Here is a 24,589-nt window from a genome sequence, read left to right on the forward strand (position 1 = left end):
TCCGGTGGAAACGAGCGGGCGCGGCACCGGAAGGACGGGAAAACCCACCCCGGCCCCGAGCGGACGTGACGCGCGCTCGGGGCCCCTCCGGAGGCCTGTGCCTCAGTCGTCCAGCAGCAGCATCCGAACCCCGTGCGGTTCCAGTTCCATCGACTCCACAGCGGTTCCGCTGTCCGGCTCGACGAGCCTGCCCGCAGGGACCTGCGGCTCCACTTTCGCCGCGTGATCGGAATGGCTGACCACGAAGGCGAACCGACGACCGTCACCGTGCCGGAGAACATCGGCGCTGACCAACGGGTTGTCCACCAGTACGGACCGGCTCAGCCCGGCTGTCACGGCGAGCGCGTCGTAGAGCTGGACCGTGGCGTCGGGGTTGACCCCGGGAACGAGGGTGGCCATGTGCTCCAGCGGGTACGTGCACAGCACGACCCAGCCGCTGCCCACCTTCCGGCGCAGCAGCGCGGGTCGACCGTCCTGGTCGACCGCGACGACCTCGGCGTCGGTCGGGCGAACCGGCAAATAGGAGCGGCTGTGCTCGTTGCCCGCAACCGCGAACGGCAGCGTGGTGCCCGCGGGCAGATCACCGAAGTCGGAGGTGAAGGTCATCTCGACCCGGTCGTGCTCGATCCGATCTACCAGGCCGTAGCGCAGCTGGTGTTCGATGCCGAACATCTCGTTCAGGTGTGCGAACCAGGGGCCGCGCTGGAACTCGCTGATGCCGTGGCAGTACGAGACGTAGACGACGGCACCGTCCCGGGCCAACCGCTCCAGCTGATAGCAGCTCGGGGCGGTGAGCTGCTTGGTGGAGGGCAGCAGGTACAACGAGCATTCCTCGCTCACCCCGTCGCGTTCCCGGGTCAGTCCGACCGGCAGATCAGCCAGTTTCGCACTGACGTAGGACTGTCGCAGCACCGCGAACGGGAACTTGTTGTCCTGCTCGTCGGTGATCGGCACATCGCCTTCCATGTGTTCGGGAACCACCAACGCCGCCTGCGCGTCCTCCCGGCTGCAATTGGCGACGTCGATCGTGGACAGCGTCCGCGCGAAGTCGGCCATCTCCTCCAGCTGCGGCTTCGGCGTGCCGTCCACTTCGGTGAGTCCGAAGTGCAGTTCGAACGGGTGATGCCGGTAGGGGTCCTGCTCGACGAGGTTGTCGAAGTCGGTGTTGTTCCAGGCGATCCAACCGGTCGTTCCGGCCAGCAGCGTGTTGTGGAGCGCCTGTCGATAGTAGTGCGCCGCGTGCTCGTCCGAGGCGAAGTCCGAGGACAGCCCGAACTCCTCCAATACGACCGGGTGGCCGAAGGTGCTCACCATCTCGCAGATGAACGCCGCCGCGTAGTGCTGGCGGATCTGGTCGTCCTCCATGCGGTAGACGTGCGGCCCGAGGAAGTCCGTGAGCTCGCCGAGTTCACGGACGGAGAAGCCGTTGTCCGCACCGGTGACCTCGACTCCCCACGCGCCGTCACCGATCGAGACCGGCTGGTGTCCGCCACCCGCTCGGACGGCCTGCACCATCAGCTTCGCCCAGCTGGAGACCACCTCCCGGCCGGCCGCCTCACCGTAAATGGGCATCTCGTTGCTGATCAGCCATCCGGCGACAGCGGGGGAATCGGCGAACCGACGGGTCATCCGTTCGACGAACCAGGCCTGCCGTTCCACCATCCACACATCGGAGTAGAGGTCGCGTCCCGCGCGCCACGGGGGGTCGAAGTTCTGCCCGGACATGTGGCCGACGAGGAAAGTCGGGATCGTGGACATGCCGATTTCCTCGTGCGCCCGCAGGAAATCTGCGTAATTGGCAACGCAGTTCTCGTCGATGCGGTCCGACTCGGGCATGAAATCCGGCCAGAAGAAAAACGAACGAGTGACGTTCAGCCCGTGTTCGCGCAGGGTGCGCAATTCCGAGCGCACGACCTCGGAATTGTATCGGGTCCACATTCGCGGACCGCCCTCGCGGGACCAGAAGTTGACACCCAACCAGTTCACCGGCGAACCGGCACTGTCGACCATCGCGAAACCGCGACGCATGAGATCCCTCCTCGGGACGTAAAAGTGGTGCCCCACCCACGGGGCGAGCAACGGCGAGCACTCACCGGGCGGGAGCGATCGAGAGCGATCACGCTCACTGCGGACACTGCGGAGCCGGGCAGCCCGCTCCGACGACGGCCTTCGCCGCGTCAACCGACCGACTCGCACAACCGGGGACAGCGCGCTGCCTTCTCCCGGGACTCGGCCGCACCGGCACTCGACGAGCACGGAAGCGTCCGTGCGCCGAAGGCACATTAAGCGTTATAGCCCATACAACGCGAACGACGTATCGCTGACCGAAGCGATCGCCCAACACCTCCCAACCATGTGGATCGACCCCCCGCCGGCGCGGTCGACCGCACCGCTGACGCCGGGAGACGAGCCGGTCGATGCGCGCCACCCCACGGCGAAGTCTCGAAAACAACCGCGTACAGCTAATCAGTTAAGCGCTTAAGCGTCAAGCAGGCCGCCATGGCTTCTCCCAGCACACCTCGCGCGGAACCGCGCGAACCGGGTGGAGTCCGGGCCGGGACGAACACGGGATTGTCACCGGGTCGCACCGCGTTCGGACGAATCCTTGAGGCTTCTCGGCTCCCTCGTAATCTCGGAATACCCGCCCCGCGCCGAGTCGACTTCCGCGCCGACACCGGGGCGGACGGCGGCCTCCTCGGACAGGAGCCTCACTCCTGGTGCGGCACCGGGGACGACTCACCGTTGGCTGGTGCGGCGGGTCTGCCGGCCGCTCTCCTGCTGCAGCGCCTCGACCAGCTGCTCCTTGTTCATCGCGGAACGCCCCGGCACGTCCAGCTCCCGGGCGCGCTCGTAGAGGTGCTGCTTGCTGGCCCGGGCGTCGACCCCGCCGCTGGTCGACTTCGCGCGCTTGCCCGCCCCCCGACGAGCCTGCTCGTCCGAGGGGCCGCGCTCCGGCTTGGGCTCCCAGTGGTCGCCCACCTTCTCGAAGCTGTGCTTCAGCGCCGCGTAAGCGGTCCGGTTGGCCCGCTGGCCCTGCCCGTACTCCCGCACCGCGCTGTCGTGGGTCTTCAGCCACGTTTCCTGGGCTTCCTTCGGGGACCGCCGCAGGGTCGAAGGCAGCTCTTCACGAGCAGGCATGGCACTCACCTCCGCATCTCCTACTCCCGAGTGATTGCCCACCGCGCGGCGGAGTAAACAACCTCCGGCTCAGGTGAAGACGATGGTGCCGTTGTCGTGCCGGATCACGCGGTCCTCGCAGTGCCAGCGCACCGCGCGCGACAGCACGGTGCGCTCCACGTCGGCCCCGCGACGCTGCAGGTCGGTGACGGTGTCGGCGTGGGTGACCCGGGCGACGTCCTGCTCGATGATCGGACCCTGGTCGAGGTCCTCGGTCACGTAGTGCGCGGTGGCACCGATGAGCTTGACCCCGCGCTGCTTGGCCTTGGCGTAGGGCGCGGCCCCGATGAAGGCGGGCAGGAACGAGTGGTGGATGTTGATCACCGGCACCCCGAGCTCGGACAGGAACTCGCCGGACAGGATCCGCATGTAGCGGGCCAGCACCACGAGGTCGACGTTGCCCCGCAGCAGCCGCAGGTGCTCGGCCTCGGCGGCCGGTTTGCCCAGCTCACCCGTTGGCACGTGCACGAACGGGATCCCGAAGCCGCGAACCTCCTCGGCGGTGTCGGTGTGGTTGGAGATCACCATCGGGACGGTGATCGGCAGCTGGCCCCTCCGGTGCCGCCACAGCAGGTCGAGCAGGCAGTGATCGGCCTTCGAGGCGAAGATCGCGACGCGCTTGGGCACCGACATGTCCCGCACGGTGAACTCGAGGTCGAACTCCCGCGCCAGCCGCTCCCGGAGAGCGCTCTCGATCTCCGGCAACGCGGCCCGGAGGTTGTCCAAACTGAACACGGTGCGCTGGAAGAACGCCCCGCCCTGCGGATTGTCCGAGTACTGGTCCAGCGACACGATGTTGGCGTGGTGCTCGCGCAGCACCCCCGCGACCGCGGCCACGATACCGGGGCTGTCCCTGCCCCGCACGATCAGCGAGGCGTGCTGGTGCGCGGAGGCGGACTCCACCGTGGAGGAAGCTTGCTGGGAAGCGGTCACCTCAACCCTCCTTCCGAAAGGGACTGATCCGTCGTGGTGGTCATGAGCCCACCGCAGGCCTGCGAGCGCAACTCGGCCCTCACCCACCGAGGTGCCCCGCCGAGGTGTGCCGCCGGGGTGATCGCGCGCACTCCCCGCTAGGAGCGGACCGGTACCGCGCGGGCGGCTGCCCCGGAGGTATCGCTCCTGCTTGTGCGCCCATCGCAGATGTGTGTTTCCCACCGGTTCCGGCCGGTGCCTAGGCTCGAGGCCGCTGTCCCGACCACCGCGCGACACGGACCGACGGGAGCACACCACCGCCGGTCCAGCGCAGCGACACGCCGCACCGGTCGGGACCGTGACGCCCGTGGCACTCGCGCGGTGGACGGTGCGCGCAGCCGCGACCGCGGGCCGGCGGCAGCGGCGACGCGGCCGCGCCAGGAGCGCGCGACCAACCGCGAACAGCTCCGCACCGGCGTGTCGAACGGCTCCGAACCCCCTGGGGGGAGGGAACGGGGGGTGCGCGGGCGGTCCGATGGGGCCGCCCGCGCAGCGTGCCACCGGAGCCACCAAAATCACCTCCGACGAGAGATTTCCGGGGAGGGACGATGGCCGACCAGGACAACGAGGCCGCGGAGTCACGACCGCGGTTGATGCGGGCGCCGGGAGCGGGGCGCTCGGAGGTCGCACCGATCGAGCTGTTCTTCGATCTGGTCTACGTGTTCGCGATCATCCAGGTCTCGCACACGCTGCTCGACGAGCTGAACTGGCTGGGGGCGCTGCGCGTGGCTCTGCTGTTCGGAGCCGTGTGGTGGGCGTGGAACTACTCGGCCTGGGCGATGAACTGGCTGAACCCGCACAGCGGGGCGGTGCGCGTGCTCAACCTGCTGCTGATGCTGGCCGCCCTGGGCATGTCGCTGGGGCTGCCGCACGCCTTCGCCGAGGACGGGCTGCTGTTCGCGGGCTGCTACGTGCTCGCCCAGGTGGGACGCGCGGCGTTCATGGTGGTCGCCCTGCGCGGACACGTGCTGTCGGGCAACTACGCGAACCTGCTGGCCTGGAGCGCCACGGCCGGGGTGCTGTGGATCGTCGGGGCGCTGTTCCCACCCGAGCTGCGGCTGGTGTGGTGGCTGGTGGCGCTGGCCGTGGACGTCGCCGCCCCGCGGTTCGAGTTCCGCTTCCCGCTGCTGGGCGCGGCACCGATGCACACCTGGCCCACCGATCCGGAGCACCTCGCCGAGCGCAACCGCGGGGTGTTCATCATCGCCCTCGGCGAGTCGATCCTGATCATGGGCTTCACCCTGTCCGAGCTCGACCCGATCCCGCCGGGGGCCGTGGCGGCCACGGTGCTCGGTTTCCTCGGGCTGTTCGTGCAGTGGTGGGCCTACTTCGCCCTGGCCGGGCACAACACCCAGGCCAGCCGCGGCGACGCCAGCACCTCGGCGTTGCGCTCGGCCTTCGCCTACGCCCACGCGCTCATGGTCGCCGGGGCGATCGTGGTGGCCGTGTCGATCGAGCTGCGCCTGACCCACGAGCACACCGGCCCCTCGCTGGTGCTGACCACAGTGGGCGGACCGCTGATCTACCTGCTGGGCAACATCCTGTTCCTGCGGTCCCGGACCGGGGCCGTGGCACGCGCCCGCTACGCGGCCGCCGGGGCGCTGGTCCTCGTCGGCGTCGCGGGGCTGGTGCTCGGTCACGCGATGCCGCCGCTGTTGCTCGGCGTGGCCACCGTGCTCATCATGGGCGTGCTCGCCGTGTCCACCCAGCTCAACTCCAGCCAGTCGGCTGCGGAAGCCGTCGAGTGACCGCCGAGGGCGCTCGGCGACCGGCCGGGGCGGGCCGCTGGCGGAGCCGCGCTCGGCCCGGCCGGTCGCGCCCCGAGCGGCGCGGCGGGCCGGCCGGGGCACGCCCGGGTTCACGGCGGGTGGATCACTGCCGAAACACCCCTACCCCGTCCCCGCACATCGCGGGTGCGACGTGATGAGATCGAACAGCCCGTCACAGCGGACGAACGTCGACTGCGAGGAGGAACCACTCCCATGACCGCCGTACGAGCAACCTCGGTGGACATTCCCACTCCGGACGGCGTGGCCGATGCCTACCTCGCCCACCCGGACGACAACGCCGCCCACCCGGCCGTGCTGTTCTACATGGACGCCTTCGGGCTGCGCCCGCACCTGAACGGGATGGCCGACCGGCTCGCCTCCCACGGCTACACCGTCGTGGTGCCCAACGTGTTCTACCGGCACGGCCGCACCCCGGTGGTCGAGCTGCCCGAGTTCATCGACCCCGGCCAGCGCCCCGAGATCTTCGACAAGATCGGCCCGATCATGCAGGACCTCACCCCGGACCGCGCGGTGCGCGACGCCGGGGCCTACCTCGAGTGGATCTCGACCCGCCCGGAGGCCGCCAACGGCCCCGTCGGCGTCACCGGCTACTGCATGGGCGCCGCGCTGTCCCTGCGCACCGCCGCCGCCTACCCCGACCGGGTCGCCGCGGCCGCGGGCTTCCACGGTGGGGGACTGGCCACGGAGGACCCGGACAGCCCGCACCGGCTCGCCGAGAACATCACCGCCGAGCTGTACTTCGGACACGCCGACCAGGACCACGCGCTGCCGCCCGAGCAGATCGAGCGGCTCAACCAGGCGCTCACGGAAGCAGGAGTGCGCTACCGCGCCGAGGTCTACGAGGGCGCCGCCCACGGCTACACCCAGGCCGACACCGCCAGCTACAACCAGGACGCCGCCGAGCGGCACTGGACGGAGCTGCTGGCCCTGTTCGACCGCACCCTGACCAGCGCCGCGTGAGACCGCCCGGCGCCGAGTCGGCCCCGGGCGCGGTCTCGGCACCAGTGCCGACCGCCCCGAGGCCGGCCGGGTCGGCCCGGCTGCTCGGCGTTCAGTCCGCGGGAGTGGCCGGGGCCATGTCGTAGGCCTGCTGGACGAGTTCACCGCGCGTGCCGGAACCGTCGTTCTGCTTGCGGTCCCACACGGCGTCCTGCTGAGTGCGAACCGGGCCCTCCATCTCGGCGGGTACCACGTTGCGGTACCGGTCGGTACCTCCGGTCAGCACCTCGATGGTCTTCTCGAACACGGGCTCGGGATCGAACTGCTTGCGCGGGAAGGCCAGGTTCTCGTAGTCGAACATCCGCCTCGACGGGTCGTCGCGCCACTCCTTCCAGCGCTCCATCGCCGTGTCGTTGAACCCGGTCAGGTAAGGGCCGGGGTTGACGGTGGCGATCGCGACCCCGAACTCGGCCAGTTCCTGGTTCAGTGCCTCGGCGAACGCCTCCAGGGCGTGCTTGGAAGCGGAGTAGGTTCCCGTGAACGCGTCGGTGATCACCCCGGCGATCGAGGACATGAACACGATCCTGCCCGCCCCCTTCGCCGCCATCGCGCGGGCGAACCCCTGGGTGAGCAGCACGGGGCCGAAGGTGTTGACCTCGAACTGGCGGCGCAGGTGCTCCGCGGGGATGTCGGCGACCGCACCGCCCTCGGCGGTGCCGGCGTTGTGGAGCAGCACGTCCACGTCCCAGGACCAGGCCTTCGCCCGATCACCGGGGTCGGTCACGTCCAACTTCTCCACGCGCAGGTCGGCGCCGCGGTTCGCGGCCTCGGCACGCAGGTCCGCGACCTGGGCGACGACCTCGACACCCGCGATCACGTCGTGGTCCCGCTCGGCCAGCCGCAACGCGACCTCCCTGCCGAATCCGTTGCCCGCTCCCGTGATGAGCATGCTTCCCGCCATGTGCTCGCGCTCCTTCCCCGCTGCGGTTTCCGCCGTCTGTCCGCACCAGGGGAGGTACCCACAGCCGGCCACCGGTAACCGGACAGCGGAGCGTTCCCCGGACACCGGCGAACCGAGCGGGCAGCAAGCAGGACCTCGCGTCGGCAGGAGGTACCGGATCCGATGTCGGTGCGGGACACAGCGGAAACCGTGCCGGCAGCCGACTCGCCCGAAGCAGCACCGCCACGGCACCGCTGCGGGCAGCGGGACACCTCGGTGCCCCGCTGCCCGCAGCGCTCGACCACGCACTGCTCCCCGAACACACCTCGGCCTCCGTTCGGCAGCACCACCGGACACCCCCTACGGGACCATCCAGCCCAGCACCGGCGTGGACTGCAGGAAGACCAGCGTGCACACGACCAGCAGCAACAGCAGGCTCCAGCCGAAGATGCGGCGGAACAGCACACCTTCCTGACCGACCAGCCCGACCGCCGCGGTGCCCACGGCCAGGTTCTGCGGCGAGATCATCTTGGCCATCACGCCACCGGAGGAGTTGGCCGCACCGAGCAGGACCGGATCGGCACCGATCCGCTCGGCCGCCGTGGTCTGCAGCTTTCCGAACAGGGCGTTCGCGCCCGCGTCGGTGCCGGTGATCGCCACGCCGAACCAGCCCACGATCGGCGACAGGAACGCGAAGAAGGGGCCGGTGTCGGCCAACCACGCTCCCAGCGTGGCGATCTGCCCGGACATGTTCATCACGTAGGACAGGGCGAACACCGACAGGATCGCCAGGATCGCCCAGCCGAACTGGCGCACCGTCCGGCCCCACACCAGCACCGCGTCCCGCGGTCCGACCCGCAGGAACGGCAGGGACAACAGCCCGGACAGCAGCAGCAGACTGCCGGTGGCCGAGCCGATGGCGAACTCGTAGCTGGTGTCCACGGCCGCCCCCGAGGCCGTGACGACGTCCAGACCGGGCCAGGCGAACGTGGTGCCGATCGAGTCCAGCACCGCCCGGAGCGCGTCGAACCGCACCAGGGAGAACACCGCGATGATGACCACGTAGGGGGCGAAGGCGCGCAGGACGTCCGACCGCGAGTCCCGCTCGCGCGTGGGCTCCTCGATCTCGCCACCACCACCGGCGATGGACGCCGCGGTCACCGGCTCGCCCGCGGGCTTCCACACACGCAGCAGCACCAGCAGCGCCAGCGCCGAGGCGATCGCGGCGATGATGTCGGCCAGCTGGTAGGCCAGCATCGAGCTGACGAACTGGGCCACCGCGAAGGTCACTCCCCCGACCAGCGCCCCCGGCCACGCCTGGCGCAGACCACGCCTGCCGTCGGCGACGAACACCAGCACGAACGGGACCACGATCGCCAGCAGCGAGACCTGACGACCGGCCATCGCCCCGAACTGGTCCGCCGGAAGACCGGTGACCTCGCCGAGCACCGTGATCGGGTTGCCCATGCCGCCGAAGGCCACCGGCGCGGTGTTGGCGATCAGCGTCAGGGTCGCCGCCTTCAACGGCCGCACCCCCAGGGCGATGAGCATCACCGAGCAGATCGCGACCGGACCACCTCCCCCGGCCAGCGCCTCCAGCAGCGCGCCGAAGGAGAAGGCGATGACGATCGCCTGGATGCGAATGTCCTCGCCGACCGAGGAAAACGCCCGCCGCAGCACCGCGAAATGGCCGCTGTGAACGGTGAGATTGTAGATCCAGATGGCGTTGAACGTCAGCCACAGAATGATCAGCACGCTCTGCGCCGCGCCGTACAGCCCCGCATCGACCGCCATCAGCGGCGGCATTCCGTAAACGCCGACCGCGATCAGCAGCGAGACACCGAACGTCGCCACACCGGCCCAGTGCGCCTTCCAGCGGAAAACACCGAGCAGGCTCAACAGCACGAGCAGGGGGAACAGAGCGAGTAAGGCTGACACCCACAGCGATCCGGTCGGATTCGCTTCCTGGTGGTAGGGCACGACGACCTCCGACCCGCAAAAAGTGTTATCGTTCCGAGAAGCAGAACGCTATTCCGTATACCGCGACAAACATCGTGACGCCGACCACAGGCCGGCAACAGCGACCATTCGGTGGAATTCAGAATCATCCGAAAAGCGGTTGTTCCGAAAAACAGAACGCTGTTCCATATCCCGCGACAGGCACAGCGATTCGCCCCACGAACCGGCGTCACCGGCCCGTGGCCGAATCCCGCTCTCCACGGAGGACAGCGACATGGACGTCAGGCACCCCACGCACCCCGAGCAGATCCCGACCTTCGACACCGCGGCGCTGCGTGGGCACTACCTCGTCGAGGACCTGTTCGAGCCGGGCACGATCCGCACGGTCTACTCCCACCAGGACCGGGTCGTCCTCGGCGGTGCGGTGCCGCAACCGGGATCCCCGCTGCAGCTGGAAACCGAGCCCCCGCTGCGCAGCGAGCACTTCTGCGAACGCCGGGAACTCGGCATCCTGTCCCTGGGGCAGGGGACGGTGACCGTCGACGGCAGCACCTACGAGCTCGACCACCGCGACTGCCTCTACGTCGGCCGCGGCACGCGATCCGTCACGTTCGACAGCTCCGCGGGAGGCCACTTCTACCTGGCCTCCACCCCGGCGCACACCACCTACCCGACCAGCGTGGCCCGGCACGCGGACACGGTCCCGGCCAAACTCGGCGACCCCGCCACCGCCAACGTCCGCGAGCTGCGCAAATACGTCCACCCAGACGGGATCCACTCCTGCGAACTCGTCATGGGCGTCACCGAGCTCGCCGAGGGCAGCATCTGGAACACGATGCCCTGCCACACCCACGACCGGCGCACCGAGTGCTACCTCTACTTCGACCTGCCCGAGGAGCACCGGGTGATCCACCTGCTCGGCCAACCCCACGAGACCCGCAGCATGATCGTGCGCAACGAACAGGCCGTGATCTCGCCGAGCTGGTCGGTCCACAGCGGAGCCGGCACCCACCGCTACGGTTTCGTGTGGGCGATGGCCGGGGAGAACCAGGCGTTCACGGACATGGACCACGTCGCCATCGACGAGCTGCGCTGAGCGGAGGCACCACCATGAGTACCGATCTGTTCTCCCTGAGCGGGCGCACCGCTCTGGTGACGGGAGCACGCACCGGCATCGGACGGGCCGTGGCCCTGGGCCTGTCCGCGGCCGGGGCCGACCTGGTCCTGCTCGGACACAACGACGACCTCGACGAGGTCGCCGGCCAGGCCCGCGCCCAGGGCAGCGCGGTGCGCCAGGTCGCCGCCGACCTCACCGACCCCCAGCACGCGCGCGAACTGCTGGAACCGGTCGTGGCCGAGCACCGGATCGACGTGCTGGTCAACAACGCCGGAACCATCCACCGCGAACCCGCCACCGAGGTCGACCTGGCCGACTGGCGCCGAGTGCTCGACATCAACACCGACTCGGTGTTCGCGCTCAGCCAGCTCGTCGGCAGCGGCATGGTCGAACGCGGGCACGGCAGGATCATCAACATCGCCTCCCTGCTGTCGTTCCAGGGCGGCAAGGGCGTGCCCGCCTACGCCGCCTCCAAGCACGCCGTGGCGGGGCTGACCAAGGCCCTGGCCAACGAGTGGGGCCCGCACGGGGTGCGGGTGAACGCGATCGCCCCCGGCTACATCGCCACCAACAACACCGCCGCCCTGCGCGCCGACCCCACCCGCGAGCCGGAGATCCGGGGACGCATCCCCGCGGGGCGCTGGGGCACCCCCGAGGACCTCAGCGGTGCGGCGGTGTTTCTGGCCTCGGAGGCGGCGAACTACGTCAACGGACACGTGCTCGCGGTCGACGGTGGCTGGATGAGCAGGTGAGCACCCAACCCCCCTTCGAGGAGCCGGGCGCGACCCCCAAGGCGCTGCGCGTCCTCGAATCCCTCACCGAACACAGCCGAGTCAGCGATCTGGCCACAGCCACCGGACTGCCCAAGTCCACTGTGCACCGATTGCTGAAGGTCCTCGTCGAGATGGGGTTCGTCGGCACGGACGGGGCGGGCAACTACCGGGTCGGCAGCCGGGCGGTCCGCCTGGCCAACCGGGTGATCGACCGCTTCGACCTGACCACGCAGGCCGAGCCCGCCCTGTCCAGGCTGCGGAACGAGACCGGCTGCACCGTGCACTTCGCACTGCGCACCGGCGGCGAACTGTTCTACACCCACAAGAAGGAACCGGACAAACCGTACCGGATGAGTTCGCGGGTCGGGATGAGCCTGCCGTGGCACAGCAGCTCCATCGGCAAGGCGGTCATGGCCGCGATGCCCGCCGAAGAACTCGACGCCCTGCTGGACACGCTCCCCCTGGAGGCGAGAACACCGTACACGCTGACCACGCGCGAAGCGCTCACCGCGCAACTCGAGCACACGCGCCACACCGGCTACGCCGTCGACGACGGGGAGAACGAGGACGGCATCCGCTGCGTGGGCGCCGCCGTCCGCGACCACACCGCCACAGTCATGGGCGGAGTCAGCATCTCCACGCTCTCGCTGGAGCACAGCATGCACGACCTCGTCCTGCTCGCCCCCACCGTGACCCGCGCCGCCACCATCGTCTCCAGCTCACTCGGCTACCCGGGCTGAAGCGAGACCGCACCCGGCGGAAGGCGACACCGGGCTCGTCGAGCGTGGCGCAGCGAGCTGCTCGCCCGGCACCGGGGAGGATTCCGCCGCCGGAACCACCCCGGTGCCGGTGCGGTGCGCGGCCTACTCGCCGCGAGCGAAGCGGCGGGTCGCCAGAGCCAGCGCCGCGACGCTCAACACGCACATCGCGGCTATCTCCAACCCGACAGGCGGCACCCACTCCCCCCAGCGCACGAAGTCCGACATCGCCGAACCACCAGCATCCACCCCCAGCACGGCGGTGCGGCGCAACGCGTCCACCGCGTAGGTCAACGGGTTCAGCAGCACCAGCGGGGCCAACCAGTCCGGCAGCATCCGGACCGAGAACATCGCCCCGGACAGCAGGTACATCGGCATCAGCATGACCGCCACCATGGACTGGAAGGTCTCAGCCCGCCTGACGCTCACGGCTCCGAGCGCCCCCACGGCGGTGATGGACACCGAGATCAACGTCAGCACCAAGAACAGCAGGACCAGCACCCCGGGGTGGTAGGACAAGCCGACGAACCCGGCCAGCGACAGCAGCAGCGCCCCCTGGGCAGCGGCCGCCGTGGCCCCGCCCAGGCACTTCCCGACCACCAGGCTCGCCCGGTGCACCGGGGCCACCAGCATCCCGCGCAACAACCCGGACTCGCGGTCCCGCACCAGCGACAGCCCCGCCGAGATCGAGGTGGCCTGCACCGCGAACACCAGTATCCCGGGGAACAAGAAGGTCAGATACATGTCCGTGCCACCGGCCCGCGCGGCGATCGTGTCCACCCCGGTGCCGATGACCACAAGAAACAGCAGCGGACTCAGCAACGTGAAGAACAACTGCACCCGGTTGCGCAACGTGCGCACCAGCTCGCGCCGCCAGAGCGCGAGCACGCTGCGCAGCTCGTGCCGGATCCCCCGGTGCAGCGCCTCGTGGCCGTACATCCGTTCGACGTCGAGATCGGTGCTCTGGATCTGGGTCAACTGTCCCTACTCCTGCAGCGAACGGCCGGTGTAGTGCATGAACACGTCTTCGAGGCTGGGTCTGGACACCGACACGGCATCCACCCGGACCCCGAGGTCGGAGCACAGCCGCGGCACCAGCTCCGGCCCGTCCGCCGCGTGTATCCGCAGCCCCTCGGCACCGCCGGAGACCTCCACGCCCAGGCGGCAGCGGGCGTTGCGCGCGGCCAACGCGTCGTCACCGGTGCGCAGTTGCACCACATCGGCGCCGATGGTCGCTTCGAGCTCCTGCGGCGTGCCCTCGGCGACCAGCGCCCCCGCGTCCAGGATGGCGACCCGATCGCACCGCTCGGCCTCGGCCAGGTAGTGCGTGGTCAGAAACAGCGTGATGCCCTGCTCGTCCCGGAGCCGGTCGAGCAGCTCCCACACCAGCGCCCGCGCGTGCGGGTCCAGCCCGGCCGTGGGTTCGTCCAAGAACAGCACCCGCGGGTTGTGCATCAGGCAGCGCGCGATCTCCAAGCGGCGCCGCATCCCCCCGGACAGGGTCGTCACGTTGTGCCGGCCGCGCTCGGCCAACCCCATCAGCTCGAGCAGCGCGGCCATCCGCTTCCGCGCCGCGTTGCGCGGCACCCCGTAGAGCACGGAGTGCAGCAGGAGGTTCTCCTCCACCGTCAGATCGCCGTCGCTGACCTGCTCCTGGAACACGAGACCGATCCGCTCACGCACCCGGTCGGGCGAGCACGTGACGTCGAAACCGGCGACGGTGGCGGCGCCTCCCGTCGGCCGCAGCAACGTGGCGAGCATGTTCACGGTCGTGGTCTTGCCCGCGCCGTTCGGCCCGAGGAAGGCGAACTTCTCCCCTTCCGCGACCGCGAGGTCGATGCCGGCGACGGCGTCCACCCCTCCGAAGCGCTTGCGCAGGTTCTCGCACCGCACCGCCGCCATCACGATCGCCCCGTCCGCTCGACCAGCGGCGGAACCGACCAGACCGTGCGAAAGTGGGGCATGGTGTGCGGGTTCTCGCCCACCGGTTTCCCGTCGACGGCCACCCAGGCGTGCGCTTCGAACGGCTGCAGCCGCACCCCGGTGCACCATTCGGGCCAGGTCCCCGTCATGCGACAGGTCAGCGCGCAGGCGAGCGCCCGCTGCAGACACCACTCCCCACCACAGCGGACGCTGACCTCGAGCACGGCGTCGAGCGCCCTGGAGACGTCCGCCTCGCCGGCAGGTTCGGCACCGCACCGCACCAGCTCCAGCACGGGTCGCAGCACGGCAGGCTTCGCACGGCCCAGCAGCCGGGCGAGCCCGACGGCGAGCAGGGCGATCGGCCGTATCCACCAGGGCACCGGCGCCGAAGGCTTCAACCCCGTGACTCGGACGCTCATGGCAGCACCAGCCCGGAACGTCGCAGCTGCTCGAGCAGCGCCGCCGCATCGCGCTCGGCGTCGTCCATGGTCACCCCCGTGTGCGCGGCGCACAGCGCCGCGGCCGCGTCCAGCACCGTCCCGCCCGCGGCGAAGGAACGCAGCACGGTCCTCCCCGTTGCGTTGGTCATCCAGTACCGTCCCGTGTGCTCGTCCAGCAGCACCGTCCCGTGCTCGGTCTCCGTCAGGATCACCCGAGCAGCGAGCTCGACCATCGATTCCTCCTCGCGTGCGGAGCTCTGCCGTTCCGGCCGCCGCGAAACGCCCCTCGACGAACCCGGGCGATCACGGCGGGAGCCGCGGGAACTCACTCCCGTGGCCACAGTCGCTTCTCGACCGCTTCCGAGCGCAGCCACAGTTCACAGGCCAACGTCGGCTGCAGCGGGATGACCGAGGTCAGACTCGGGTGCAGCCCGAACAGCGTGGAACGCAGCCTCTCCGGGTCGAGGAACCCGAGCCGGGCCAGCCGGGAGTCCCGGCAGAGCCCTGCCATCGCGGCGCGGTGGCGGCGCAGACTGCGGTACATGTCCCGGTTGCCCACGCCCTTGTAGTCCCGCTCCAGGAACTCGCGCGGCACGATCCCGGCCATGGCCGCGGCCAGCACCGGCTTGTTGCGCTCGGCCCGCACCCGGTCCTCCAGCCGCACGGACATGGCCGCCTCGATCACGTTGTCGTCGATGTAGGGAGCCTCGAACGAGACCCCGTAGGGCTCGGCGATCCGCGAGCACTGCCGAACCGTCGCCCCGTTGGACTGGGCCTGCATGAGCATCTCGTGCTGCAGCGCCGTGCTTCCGAACGTGGCGGGAGGAGCGGCCGCCGCCCTCGCGAAGGCCTCCCGCACGAGCGAGACCGCCCGCCCGGTGGCCCAGTCCGGCATCTTGGCCTGGTGGTCCCAGCCCACCTCGGGAGCGCCCACCCCTTCCGCGACGGTCTCGCCGGACCGCCGCAGCCACTCGGAGAACTCGGCGGGAGCGCGCAGCGAGCGCAGCGTTCTGCCCGGGGACATGCGCCGGTTCGCTCGCGTCCGCCGCAGGCAGGCGAGCGCACGAGCGGGGCTCTGCCGGAAGAAGGCGTTGAGGAAGGTCATCTCCGTGCGGAACAGCTCGTCCGATCCGTGCCCGCCGACGTGCCGGACGGCACCGGTCCGGGCGGACACCTCGGCGAGGTGCTCGACGTAGCAGCGGCTCACCTGGATGTAGGGCGACTCCAGGCTCGGACCGTGCCGGTCCGGGGTGGAGACCTCACCGTAGAAGCCCGACCAGCTCTCGGGGGAGAGGACGCGGTGCTCGGTGGCGCCGATCAGCGAACGACACCGGCTCGCCCACTCGGCGTCCTCGTTCGCCGGGTCGGCGGCCTCGCAGTGCACGGTCGAGAACTTCAGTCCGGCCTCGTCGGCCAGAAAGCACAGGCTCGTCGAGTCCATCCCTCCCGAGAGGTCGAAACTCGTCGGCACCGAGCCGTTCGGCCCGCCGCAGGAGGACACCGCCTCGAAGAGCGCCTCCCGGATCACCTGCCTGCCCCGCTCCAGCGGAACCTCGGGCTCGGGAGGTCGCCACCAGCGCACGGTCGCGCCCACCCCGGCGGGGTCCACGCGCAGGTACTCGCCCCCTGTCACGGCGTGGACACCGCGCCACAGGCACGTGTCCTTCAACGGCCACGGCGGCCCGTACGGGACCAGCATGCGCAGCGGCAGTGCCCGCTCGTCGATGTCGGAGCCCGCCAGCGCGGCGATCCGTTCCGGGCGGTCGGCGGCCACGGTCACGCCCGAGACGTTCGCGTGGAAAACCTGGCGGATCCCGGACAGGTTCCCCTGAACGCGCAGCGCACCATCGAGGGAGGCCACAGCGTGGAAGCACCCCACCAACCCGCGCAGCACACCGTCCAACCCCTCGACGTCGCGGATCCGGGCGATCCGTCTTCGCAGCGTTTCCGGGTCGACGTCACCGCGCCCCAGCAGCACCAACCCGTTCTCCCCCGCCGAGACGTGACAGACCGCCTCCTCCTCCCAGCGACCGACCAGCCAGGGCCGCCCGGAGGCGTGCCGCAGCACCTGCGCGCCCCACCAGTTCAACCCGGAAAGAAGCGACGGCCCCACCGGATGGTCCGGAAGCACCACGAATTCCAAGAGACTCCCCCGCGATCGATTTCCACGACCGGACTTCCACCCGAAAAATTGCCGCCGGCTGGCCGAAACCAGAAGAATCGACCAGCCAGGAATCGACGTCACATTTATCCGCAGTTGCCGACGCACCAAACGCCGTACGGACTGTCGATGTAGTTACCCGCGGTCTTTATCCTGGTCAGATCGTTGAACGAGCCGACCTCGACCATGCGGGGCGGATCGTACACACCGTCCTCGACGTCGGCAGCCTCCTGTCTCACGATTTCTTCTCTCATGTCGTTTCTCCTTTCCGCGGGACGCGAACCCGACGAGAGAAACACTAGGCAAAATCCAACACGGGGTCAATCACCCCGTTGTGCGAACAACGACACCGACCCCGAAAATCACGAACAAGAGAATAGATTTCACAAAAAAGACGAGCAATTCATTCCCCCGGAAACAGTAGAATCCACGGGGAAGGCGCCCGATCGGCGCACGGGACGGTGACGCTGCGAGACCACCCCGAGCACCGACGGCACGAACGAGTGGACAACGACTCGCCCGATCGGCAACGACCACTCGACAGTGGGAACCTGGCCGGCCAACCACGCCGAAGCCGCCCGCGTGCACGCGGGCGGCACGATCCCGATCACGAGCCCGCGCACGAGCCCCGCCGAGGCCCTCGCCTCCACGGCCCGTCCGCGTCGACCGTTATGCTGCCCGGCGATGACCACCCCGTCCTCTTCGCCGGAAACCGACCAGCCCGCCGCGGTCGACCAACTGGCGACCGCACTGCAAGCACTGGGCCACTACCGCGGCAACAACACCGCCGACGAGCACGCGGGCGCGGCCGAACAGCTCGGCGGCGAAACGGTCTACCGCGCCTACCTGGCCAACGCACTGCTCGGGGCGGCCCAGTTCGAAGCGATCCTGAACGAGTCCGTCGAACTCGACAACGAGCAGCGCGCCGCCGTCTACCTCCAGCAGCAGCAAACCGTCGGCGTCGCCGGAGACCAGACCGGCATGCTCGAATTCCTGCGGTGGCAGCTGCTGCGGATCTCCGCGCCGCTGCGGGAGAACGCCCAGAGCGAACAGGCAGGCCCCGTCCCGGTGGCCGCGGCCCAGACCGCCGAAGGGCTCGACCGGCTGCTGACCGTGAGCGCGGCGGGCCACACCCTCACCGAGCAGGCCGACATCGACGCGGTCGCCGAGCAGCTCGACACGGCGCACCAGGCGTTGAGCAGCGCTCTCGACAACATCGACCAGCTGCGCGCGCTGACCGAACAGGCCCGCTCCGGCTCGTCCGCCGGCTCCGACGACTCCGAGTCCTGAACCGGCCGATCCCCGCGGGAACGGTTCGGCCCCGCACGCGGGCGCCGAGCCCGCCACAACCGCCCCGTTCCCCGGGGGATGCTTTCGCCCCGCAAGCACCGGCGAACCCGCTCGGGTGCGCACGCCCCGGCGTCGACATCTGAGTAGTCGTACTGTTCCCGCGGCAGGAACACACCCAGCAACCTGGGCGACATGTCCGCCCCGGAGCAGCACACGCTGGAGGCCGTCGCCGACGAACTCACCGAGATGGGGCTTCGGCTGGACCGTCTCGCCGAGGCGGTCCAGCTCCAGGCCGACCGGCAGCCACCACACGCCGAGCAGGACCAGCAGATGCCTGCGCCACCGGCGGAACCACCGTCCACAGCGGACCTCGCCCCAGAACCCGACGGCCCCCTCCCGGACGAGCCCGCCCCGCACGAGTCCGACTCGGACCCCCCGGACGAGCAGCAACGCCTCCTGGCCGCCGGGCGCGGCTGGAGCCCGAGCAGGCTGCTGGCCTGGGGCGGCGGGGCGGTGACCCTGCTCGGCGTGGTCTTCCTGCTGGTGCTGGCCGTCCAACGCGGCTGGCTCGGCCCCACCACCCGCGTGCTCGGAGGCGCCGGACTGGGCACGGCCCTGCTCGCGGCCGCCTTCCGCGCACGCGGCGGCCCCGCCGGCCCCGGCGGCAGCTACGCGCTGGCCGCCACGGGCCTCGCCGCGCTGTACCTGGACACGATCGCCGCCACCACGCTGTACGACTACCTGCCGGTCGCAGGCGGCCTCGCAGCGGGTTTCGCCATCGCGGGCGGGGGCCTGCTGCTGGCCGACTGGTGGAACGCCCAACCGCTGGCCGTGGGAGTGGTGCTGGGATGCGCGGTGTGCGCGCCGCTGATCACCGGGGAACCGAACACGCCCCTGGTCGGCTTCCTGATGCTGCTACACCTGGCGGCCACCCCCGTCCAGCTCCGGCACGGCTGGAGGCAGCTGGCCCGGGCCGCCGCGCTGCCCGTGGTGCTCGCCGCGCTCGGCGCCGACACGTGGGCGATGCTGACCGCAGACGAGCACCTCGCCGTGGTGCTGACCGTCAGCGCCGCCGCACTGCTGGGGGTGGCCATCGCCACGCTCACCGCCGCCCTGCGCCCCGCCGACCACACCGCGACCGCGACGCTGGTGGCCGCACCGCTACCGGTCCTGCTCGCCACACCACTGGTGCAGCGCCCGAGCGCGGCGCTCCTCGCGGCGGGAGCGGCCGCGCTGCTGGCGCTGCTGTGGAGCGCGCGGTTCGTGCCCGGCCCGCGCGCCCGACTGCCGGAGGCGTTCACCACCGCCGCGGGCGGACTCGCGGCGGTGGCCGCGCTGCAGTCCACCCTGATCCGGCTCGACGCCTCGGCGTGGGCCACGGCGCTGCTGTGCGAAGCGCTGCTGCTGACGCTCGGGGCGCTGTGGCTACGCAGCCCCGGGGTGCTGCTCGGAGCGCTGTGCTACACCGGCCTCGGCACAGTGCTGGCGCTGCACCACGACATCCCGCCGTGGCATCTGGTGCTGACCACGCACTCGGCCGGGCTCGCCGGGGCCCTGGTGGGCGCGCTGACCGCGCTGGCGGCGGTGGCGGTCCCGCTGGTGGCGGTGCGCCTCGACGTGCTGGCCCGCCCACCCGCGGGGAAGGTCTGGTGGATCCTGGCGGGAATCCTGGTGCTGTACGGCACGGCCAGCACGACGATGGCACTGGTCGCGCTGTTCCAGCCGGACCGCTCCGGATTCCTGACCGGACACGTGCTGATCACGTTGAGCTGGGTGATCGTGGCGATCGCGCTGCTGCTGCGCGGGATCACCCTGGCCGCGCTGCGCGTGGCGGGCATGGTGCTGCTTCCCGTGGCACTGGCCAAACTCTTCCTGTTCGATCTGGCCACTCTGGACGGATTCGCCCGGGTGGTGGCGTTCCTGTGCACCGGGCTGGTGCTGCTGGCCGCCGGGGTGCGCTACGCACGCCTGGTCAGCGCGGAAACCACGGCCGGAGCCGAGCCGTGACACCGCCCGAGCCGCACCTCACCCGCGCGGCTTGAGCCGGGCGGCGGGCGGCTCGGGAGCGGGCAGCGTCTCCTGCCACTGCACCGGAAACGCCCCGAACCGCGTCGAGTCCGCCCCGCCACCGGCACGCGCGGCGTGCCACTGCTCCCGCCAGGCCAGGATCTCCTCGTGGGTGCGCCCGACGAAGTTCCACCACATCACGATCCGCTCCTCGAGAGGCCGTCCCCCGAGCAGCAGCACCCGCGCGCCCTCGTCCCCGGCGCGCAGCGACACCTCGCGCGCTCCCGGCGCCCGGTAGACCAGCTGCCCGGCGGTGGCGTCGACACCGGCGGTGGTGACCGCCCCGGTGTCGACGAGCACCCCGTGCTCGAACGTCGGGTCCACGTCCAACCGCAGCGTCCGCCCGGCAGGCAGCGTGAGCTCGGCACCGAGCAGCGGGGAGAAGGTGCGCACCGGCGAGCTCACCCCGCACAGCTCCCCCAGGAAGACCAGCACCCGCGCGCCCGCGTGCTCGAACGCCGACGGCGCGTAGTGCTCGAAGCCCGGGGCGGTGAAGCGGTGGGCCTCGGGCAGCGCCAGCCACAGCTGCACACCGTGCAGCACACCGGTCCGCGAGGTGGAGTACTCCGAGTGCGCGATCCCGCTGCCCGCCGTCATCAGGTTGAGCTCGCCGGGACGCACGAACGCGTGCGCCCCGGTCGTGTCGCGGTGTTCGATCTCGCCGCTGAACAGCCACGACACCGTCCGCAGCCCGACGTGCGGATGCCCGGGCACCCGCATCCCGCCGGTGACCGACACGTCCTCGGGACCGTAGTGGTCCACGAAGCACCAGGCGCCGATCAACGACCGGGCGCGCTGCGGCAGCGTGCGCCGCACCCGCATCGCGCGAGGCCCGCCCAGGGGCACCTCCCGCGAGTCGAGCACCACCCCGCTCGGGGCGTCATCGGCCGGTGTCGCCGAGCACACCAGCTCCTCCGGCGCGGTCTCCAGATTGCTCACGGTCCCTCCCTCGCACCTCCACGATAGCCGCCGACGACGAAACGGACACCGGCGACACCGCCACCGAGGCGGACGAAATCCCCAGCACCACCGAAAAGGGAAATCGGAACTGAAAACGGAAAAATGCCATCACCGCCCGCGAAGCGAGAACGAGGGAAAAATCGCAGCCGCGGCGGGAATAGCGTACCGACCCGCCGCGCGGCATTCGAACACCGCGGCCGACCGACCCAACTGAACAATGTTTTCGCAGCGCACAACCTCTAGAAACGCTCGAGGTTCCGCAGTCGTCGCCTCCGAACGAATCACCGGGAAAACCGGCAGAGATCACGCCCGCGTCCAGCGCGGGCGGCACGATGATAGCGTTTCCGACGGAACCCGTTCGGGGGATTTCACGGTCTGCATCGACGCTGTTTCCGCCCCGACGGTTCCTGGTCCGCGGCGCTGTGACCACAGCGCCGATCACGATCTCGAAGCACCCGGTGCCCCGCGACCCCGGAACCCGCCACGGCCGGTGGGCGACGGACAGGAGTCGGATTCCGCGCCCCGCCACCGCACGCGGTGCGACGGAAACCTTCCGGCACGCCCCGCGCGGTCGGCAAATCCCCGCGCGGACGGTGGCCGGCTCGGACAACCCCGGTTCGGGGGACGCCGTCCCACGTCTCCGGAGCGGAGACCGCTGCCCGGGTGAGCTTCGCGCGTTGACGAGCGGAGGTGTTCGTGGCGAACAGTTTGCGAGACGGGACGCGACAGGCCTGGGACCGGATCGTGGCCTCCGACCCCGGGCTGAACCGGTTGCGGCTGGCCCTGTCCGGCGTGCTGGCCGTGGGCACGACGCTGCTCGTCGAGTACGGGCTCGGCCTGCTGCTCGAGGCGGGCCCGCGCGGATCGCTGGTGGTCATGTTGCTCGGCGCGGTCGTGGGCATGATGGGCGCGATGGCGCTGACCGGATCGCAGGTCTGGCCCAAGATCCGCACCGCGGCCTTCTTCCCCGTCGCGATCGGCGTGGGAATGGTGCCGTCCATGCTGACCTCCGGCCACCACGCGCTGCGGCTCACCCTGTTCGTGGCGATGATGTTCGCCGCGGTGTTCGTGCGCCGGTTCGGCATGGCGTTCTTCTTCTACGGGTTCATGGCCTGGATGGGCTACTTCTTCACCACCTTCCTCGGGGCCACGCCCGACCAACTGCCCACGCTGCTGCTGTCGGTCGCCGTGGCCACGGTGACCCTGCTGGTGCTGTCGACGACGGTGCTGCGGGTGCACGTGGGCCGGACGCTGCGGCGCACGCTGAGCGCCTTCCGCAGCCGGGGACGCGCGGTGGCCGCCACCGGCGCCGACATCCTCGCCGCCGAGGAGCCCACCCAGCGGATGTGGCGCCGCCTGCACGGCAGGCAGGTCCGACTCGCCGAAGCCGCGCTGATGGTCGAGGGATGGCTCGGTGAGCAGGAGTCCACACCGCGGGGGCGCTCCGCGGCCGGGCTGCGCCGCCAGCTCATCGACGCCCAGCTCGCCGTGGAGGGCGTCGCCGCGAGCGTTTCCCCGCTCACCCGGGCCCCGGCGGAGCTGCGGGCGGTGGCGGCCCGCACGATGCGGGCGCTGGCCACCAGCGATCACGAGGCGGCGGTGCGGGCCGCGCGCGAGCTGCGGTCGATGTCCACTCCCGACGAGGCGCTGTCCGGAGCGGTCCGCCAGCTCGCCGCCTCGGTGCAGGACTTCGTCGCGATCGTGCGGGACTGGACGGACCAGGACTCCGGCCAGCGGCACCACGCCGAGGAATTCGCCCCCGCCGTCACCCTGGCGATGGGCAACCTGCCCGGCTCCGCCGCCGTGGCCGGCGGCGTGCCCGCCCGCGGCTCCCGCTGGAACCCGCTCAGCAGGCTGGACCTGAACACGCGGCAGGCCATCCAGGTCACCGTGGCCGGAGCGCTGGCCGTGCTGGCCGGGCTGGCGGTGTCGCCCACGCGGTACTACTGGGCGGCGATAGCCGCGTTCGTGGTGTTCACCGGCGCCTCCACGCGCTCCGAGACCTCCATCAAGGCGGTCAACCGCGTGGTGGGCACCTGCGCGGGGCTGTTCGCCGCCCTGTGGCTGGCCCAGCTCACCGCAGGCAACACCCCGCTGATCCTCGCGGTGATCCTGGCCTGCATCTTCTGCGGCTTCTACCTGATGCGCGTCTCCTACGCGTTCATGATCTTTTTCATCACGATCCTGGTGGGCCAGCTGTACACGGTGTTGAACCAGCTCTCCGACCAGGTGATGCTGCTGCGCCTGGAGGAGACCGCCGTGGGCGCCGCCAGCGGGATCCTCGTCTCGCTGGTGGTGGTGCCGCTGAGCACCCGGGACACCGTGCGCAGCGCCCGCGCGAGCTTCTTCACCGATCTCGCCGTGCTGCTGCGGGCCGCCGCGCACCGCCTCGGCGTGCCCGACGAGAGCCGCACCGACGAGAACCAGGCCGACGAGCCCGCCGAACAGCAGCAGAGCCCGGACGGGCTGTCCCGCGTGCTCGACCAGCGACTGCAGCAGATACAGCTGATCGCCGACCCGCTGACCCGCCACCCCATCGGCGGCAACGACGTGCGGTGGTTCCGCCACCGGCTGGTGTTCTACACGGCCTGCGCCAGCTACGCCCGCCAGCTGGCGGCGGGGCTGCGGCACGTGGAACCCGACTACCGGGTCGAGGGAGCCGGTCACGCCTGCGGCTACCTCGCCGCCGTCGCCGACGCGCTCGCCGAACACCGGCCGGACCGCACCGCCCCGGGCATCGACCGGGACCTGTCCCTGGCGGGACGGGCCCTGGAGCACCCCACCACCCCGGCCACGGAGCCGGTGCGGCACTCGCTCTCCCGGCTGCACCAGGTGCTGTACCAGCTCGCCGTGCCCGGGGACATGACCGCCGACCCGCACCTGCTCCCCGAGGCCGAGACCACCGGTGGCACCGCAGCGCCCGCGGGGTGGGAATCCACACCGGACGGCCACGAGGAGCACCGCGGAAGCGGCGGCACCGGTCTGCACGGTGTCGTGCGCGACACCGCGGGCGACCTGCTGCCGCACGCCGTGATCACCGTGATCGGCACGCACGGGCAGCAGCTCGGCCGGATCGACGCCGACGACCGGGGCACCTACGCCTTCCCCGAACTGCCCGCCGACGCGGTCACCGTGGTCACCAGCGCCGCCGGGTTCGTCTCGGACGCCCGGTTCGCCCCGCTGCCCGTGCCCGGCCGGGCGCAGGCCCGCCACGACTTCACCCTGGCGCCGACCGCGGCACGCGAGCGGCGCACGGCGGAGCACAGCGGCAGCGGACCCGCCCGCTCCTGAAACGGCCCGCCCCGGCGAGCGGGCCCGGAGAC

The 24,589-nt window shown here is 70.7% G+C and carries 20 protein-coding genes; 8 read left to right on the top strand and 12 right to left on the bottom strand.

Annotated features, from left to right (window positions below; genetic code table 11):
• Window positions 1–102 precede the first annotated feature (102 nt).
• From G9Q41_RS03290 to purU, 3 genes are all read right to left on the bottom strand, one after another.
• Window positions 103–2,028: a cellulase family glycosylhydrolase gene (locus G9Q41_RS03290; RefSeq protein WP_165631304.1), complete on the bottom strand. Its 1,926-nt coding sequence runs from the start codon at window positions 2,026–2,028 to the stop codon at window positions 103–105.
• Window positions 2,029–2,736: 708 nt separating this feature from the next.
• Window positions 2,737–3,138 carry a ChaB family protein gene (locus G9Q41_RS03295; protein ID WP_165631302.1) on the bottom strand — a complete coding sequence of 134 codons (402 nt, stop codon included), beginning with the start codon at window positions 3,136–3,138 and terminating at the stop codon, window positions 2,737–2,739.
• 69 nt (window positions 3,139–3,207) lie between these two features.
• Window positions 3,208–4,110, bottom strand: coding sequence for a formyltetrahydrofolate deformylase (purU, locus tag G9Q41_RS22560; RefSeq protein WP_165631300.1), 903 nt, complete (start codon window positions 4,108–4,110; stop codon window positions 3,208–3,210).
• 587 nt (window positions 4,111–4,697) lie between these two features.
• Between purU and G9Q41_RS03305 the strand changes: the two genes are divergently transcribed.
• A complete protein-coding gene (locus tag G9Q41_RS03305; protein WP_165631298.1) occupies window positions 4,698–5,897 on the top strand; it encodes a low temperature requirement protein A in 1,200 nt (399 codons plus the stop codon).
• A gap of 234 nt (window positions 5,898–6,131) precedes the next feature.
• Window positions 6,132–6,899, top strand: coding sequence for a dienelactone hydrolase family protein (locus G9Q41_RS03310; protein WP_092521102.1), 768 nt, complete (start codon window positions 6,132–6,134; stop codon window positions 6,897–6,899).
• 91 nt (window positions 6,900–6,990) lie between these two features.
• Here the strand turns inward: G9Q41_RS03310 and G9Q41_RS03315 are convergent, their stop codons facing one another.
• Window positions 6,991–7,839, bottom strand: coding sequence for an SDR family oxidoreductase (locus G9Q41_RS03315; protein WP_092521100.1), 849 nt, complete (start codon window positions 7,837–7,839; stop codon window positions 6,991–6,993).
• Between the two features lie 339 nt (window positions 7,840–8,178).
• Window positions 8,179–9,756 (bottom strand): L-lactate permease, encoded by a 1,578-nt coding sequence (locus tag G9Q41_RS03320; RefSeq protein WP_245695591.1) that lies wholly within the window; start codon window positions 9,754–9,756, stop codon window positions 8,179–8,181.
• 295 nt (window positions 9,757–10,051) lie between these two features.
• Between G9Q41_RS03320 and kduI the strand changes: the two genes are divergently transcribed.
• From kduI to G9Q41_RS03335, 3 genes are read left to right on the top strand one after another with little or no spacing between them, the layout of a single operon-like run.
• The gene (kduI, locus tag G9Q41_RS03325; RefSeq protein ID WP_165631296.1) at window positions 10,052–10,873 is read left to right on the top strand and encodes a 5-dehydro-4-deoxy-D-glucuronate isomerase; all 822 of its coding nucleotides are present in this window, start codon (window positions 10,052–10,054) and stop codon (window positions 10,871–10,873) included.
• 14 nt (window positions 10,874–10,887) lie between these two features.
• Window positions 10,888–11,646 carry a glucose 1-dehydrogenase gene (locus tag G9Q41_RS03330; protein WP_092521096.1) on the top strand — a complete coding sequence of 253 codons (759 nt, stop codon included), beginning with the start codon at window positions 10,888–10,890 and terminating at the stop codon, window positions 11,644–11,646.
• Complete coding sequence (locus G9Q41_RS03335; RefSeq protein ID WP_165631294.1) at window positions 11,643–12,407, top strand: IclR family transcriptional regulator; 765 nt, start codon at window positions 11,643–11,645, stop codon at window positions 12,405–12,407. Before G9Q41_RS03330 ends, G9Q41_RS03335 begins: the two co-directional genes overlap by 4 nt.
• Window positions 12,408–12,530: 123 nt before the next feature.
• Here G9Q41_RS03335 and G9Q41_RS03340 read toward each other — a convergent pair whose 3' ends face one another.
• From G9Q41_RS03340 to G9Q41_RS03365, 6 genes are all read right to left on the bottom strand, one after another.
• Window positions 12,531–13,403: an ABC transporter permease gene (locus G9Q41_RS03340; protein WP_165631292.1), complete on the bottom strand. Its 873-nt coding sequence runs from the start codon at window positions 13,401–13,403 to the stop codon at window positions 12,531–12,533.
• Window positions 13,404–13,409: 6 nt separating this feature from the next.
• Window positions 13,410–14,327: an ATP-binding cassette domain-containing protein gene (locus G9Q41_RS03345; RefSeq protein WP_165631290.1), complete on the bottom strand. Its 918-nt coding sequence runs from the start codon at window positions 14,325–14,327 to the stop codon at window positions 13,410–13,412.
• Complete coding sequence (locus G9Q41_RS03350) at window positions 14,327–14,767, bottom strand: lasso peptide biosynthesis B2 protein (RefSeq protein ID WP_092521090.1); 441 nt, start codon at window positions 14,765–14,767, stop codon at window positions 14,327–14,329. The genes G9Q41_RS03345 and G9Q41_RS03350 overlap by 1 nt, the downstream gene beginning before the upstream one ends.
• On the bottom strand, window positions 14,764–15,021 hold the full coding sequence (locus G9Q41_RS03355) for a lasso peptide biosynthesis PqqD family chaperone (protein ID WP_092522614.1): 258 nt from the start codon (window positions 15,019–15,021) through the stop codon (window positions 14,764–14,766). Before G9Q41_RS03355 ends, G9Q41_RS03350 begins: the two co-directional genes overlap by 4 nt.
• A gap of 92 nt (window positions 15,022–15,113) precedes the next feature.
• Entirely contained in the window at window positions 15,114–16,922 is a 1,809-nt protein-coding gene (locus G9Q41_RS03360) for an asparagine synthase-related protein (RefSeq protein WP_347567452.1), read from the bottom strand.
• Between the two features lie 113 nt (window positions 16,923–17,035).
• A complete protein-coding gene (locus tag G9Q41_RS03365; RefSeq protein WP_165631286.1) occupies window positions 17,036–17,203 on the bottom strand; it encodes a lasso RiPP family leader peptide-containing protein in 168 nt (55 codons plus the stop codon).
• A 430-nt stretch (window positions 17,204–17,633) separates the two neighbouring features.
• Here G9Q41_RS03365 and G9Q41_RS03370 point away from each other — a divergent pair, with 430 nt between their 5' ends.
• Both G9Q41_RS03370 and G9Q41_RS03375 read left to right on the top strand, forming a co-directional pair.
• Entirely contained in the window at window positions 17,634–18,239 is a 606-nt protein-coding gene (locus tag G9Q41_RS03370) for a DUF6245 family protein (RefSeq protein WP_165631284.1), read from the top strand.
• Window positions 18,240–18,431: 192 nt separating this feature from the next.
• On the top strand, window positions 18,432–20,246 hold the full coding sequence (locus tag G9Q41_RS03375) for a DUF2339 domain-containing protein (RefSeq protein WP_165631282.1): 1,815 nt from the start codon (window positions 18,432–18,434) through the stop codon (window positions 20,244–20,246).
• Between the two features lie 18 nt (window positions 20,247–20,264).
• Here the strand turns inward: G9Q41_RS03375 and G9Q41_RS03380 are convergent, their stop codons facing one another.
• Window positions 20,265–21,245, bottom strand: a complete 981-nt coding sequence (locus G9Q41_RS03380) for a pirin family protein (protein ID WP_165631280.1) — start codon at window positions 21,243–21,245, stop codon at window positions 20,265–20,267.
• Between the two features lie 717 nt (window positions 21,246–21,962).
• Here G9Q41_RS03380 and G9Q41_RS22565 point away from each other — a divergent pair.
• Window positions 21,963–24,557: an FUSC family protein gene (locus tag G9Q41_RS22565; protein WP_165631261.1), complete on the top strand. Its 2,595-nt coding sequence runs from the start codon at window positions 21,963–21,965 to the stop codon at window positions 24,555–24,557.
• The last annotated feature ends 32 nt before the right edge of the window (window positions 24,558–24,589 follow it).

The organism is Actinopolyspora sp. BKK2, from assembly GCF_011291845.1.
GTDB classification, from domain to species: domain Bacteria; phylum Actinomycetota; class Actinomycetes; order Mycobacteriales; family Pseudonocardiaceae; genus Actinopolyspora; species Actinopolyspora saharensis.